Source organism: Clostridium frigidicarnis, assembly GCF_900111985.1.
Lineage (GTDB): Bacteria > Bacillota > Clostridia > Clostridiales > Clostridiaceae > Clostridium_Z > Clostridium_Z frigidicarnis.
The window spans coordinates 1-1,675 of sequence record NZ_FOKI01000100.1; the positions used below are offsets into that span (position 1 = coordinate 1).

At 24.1% G+C, this 1,675-nt stretch carries 2 protein-coding genes; both read right to left on the reverse strand.

The annotated features are described in order from the left end of the window. Positions 1-314: 314 nt before the first annotated feature. Positions 315-485, reverse strand: coding sequence for a hypothetical protein (locus BM119_RS20115; RefSeq protein ID WP_177199527.1), 171 nt, complete (start codon positions 483-485; stop codon positions 315-317). Positions 486-617: 132 nt separating this feature from the next. Further along, positions 618-1,391 (reverse strand): Cof-type HAD-IIB family hydrolase, encoded by a 774-nt coding sequence (locus tag BM119_RS19450; protein WP_177199528.1) that lies wholly within the window; start codon positions 1,389-1,391, stop codon positions 618-620. Between the last annotated feature and the right edge of the window lie 284 nt (positions 1,392-1,675).

A 1,675-nucleotide genomic window follows, 5' to 3' on the forward strand; every position in this document is an offset into this window, starting at 1 on the left:
TGTAAAAGAATTGCTGGTTCTTTATCTTAATCTGTTTAATTTTCAAAGACCAATTTGTTTGCCGCTTCATGCGACTTCTTTATAATAACATTTAAAACACTCTGTGTCAACTCTTTTTTCTTCAATTTGAAAATTTTTAAGAGCTTGACGACTGCCTAAGTTAATAACTAGGTGTCATCGGCGACAAGATTTATAATATCACATACAAATTTAAATATATACATATATATTTCTATTCACAATGATTATTGAATTTATTCGTAGTTTTCCTCTTAAATGCTTTAATTTACACATATAGATACACTAGGATAAGTTTAAAGTGATTTTTTATCCATTGTATAAGAACTTAAATAATTCCTTACATAATTTACTATATCATTCTTTATAAATTGATTTTTTTCTAAGACTTCCTTTTGTGATTTACTTATTCTCATGCTAAAAACTTCGTTATTAGAATTCTCCATTTTTTTTCTTCCTCTACTCACGTGTACTCCCCCTTATATAAAATATACCTATATTTTATATATTACATTCATTCCCATAATTTGTAAACACATTTTTCCCATTTTATTCAAAAAAACTTCTGCATTATGCGGAAGTTTTACTTATACTGAATTTTAAATTTTAATCATATCCTTTATACAATCACTAACTCTATTAACTAAATTCGTTGCATGTTTCTTAAGCTTGTCCTCTGTATGATTAAATGTATATGAATTTTTATATGCTGATAACATTGATACATCATTCCATGAATCTCCTATAACATATATATTATCTGATTTTATTTCCATATTTTTTTGTATATAGTTTATTCCTTCTCCTTTTGATACACCTTTAGCTGCAATATCTATAAAATGTTGATTTCTAAAAGCATCTATCTCCTCAAAACTATTAAGCTTATTTACCAATGTATTTAATTCTTTAATATTATTCTTATTTCCCATAAATGATGCTGATATTATTGGGGTTTTGTTATTTAATATATGGTCTAAAGACTTGTATGGACTAAATTTAATATCACAAAATTCTACAGTTCCTAATTCTTCTAAATACATATACTTGTCTCCATCAGAAAAAAATAATTTCAGTTCACTTTTTTTAGCTATATTAACTAGCTCCTTTAATATAGTTGAACTAATAACTTTTTTTCTTATTATATTAAACTTATTATCCATTATTAATGCTCCATTTAACAATATAAAAAAATCGCATTCTAACTTATATCTATCCTTTAAAAATTTAACCCCTTCAACATTTCTTCCTGTTGCAATTGCAAACCCATGCTCTCTTTCTTTCAGAATGTTTATGTATTCTAAATTTTTTTCATCTATATTGTGCCAATCATCTAATAATGTACCATCAAGATCACTAATTAAAAATTTTTTCATATGTACCTCCATAACTATTCATATTTTAAATAACATTGCCAATCTGTTTTATATTGATTAACTGCTTATATTAATGATTAAATATCTTTAATTAATTTTTAACCTATATACATTATATAAAAAAAATTCATAAATTGTATATTAGTTTTATAAAATTTATTCCTTATAATAATTAGATATTTTCAAATCTCAAACTATGAATACATTTACATAAGACTTAAATTTAAAACAAAAAATAAAAAACCTCTATATAAAATATAGAGGTTTACTACCTGGCAACATCC

Bases quoted from the DNA above. Each gene is read 5' to 3' on its own strand.
- BM119_RS19450 (WP_177199528.1), bottom strand. From the start codon at position 1,391: ATGAAAAAATTTTTAATTAGTGATCTTGATGGTACATTATTAGATGAT.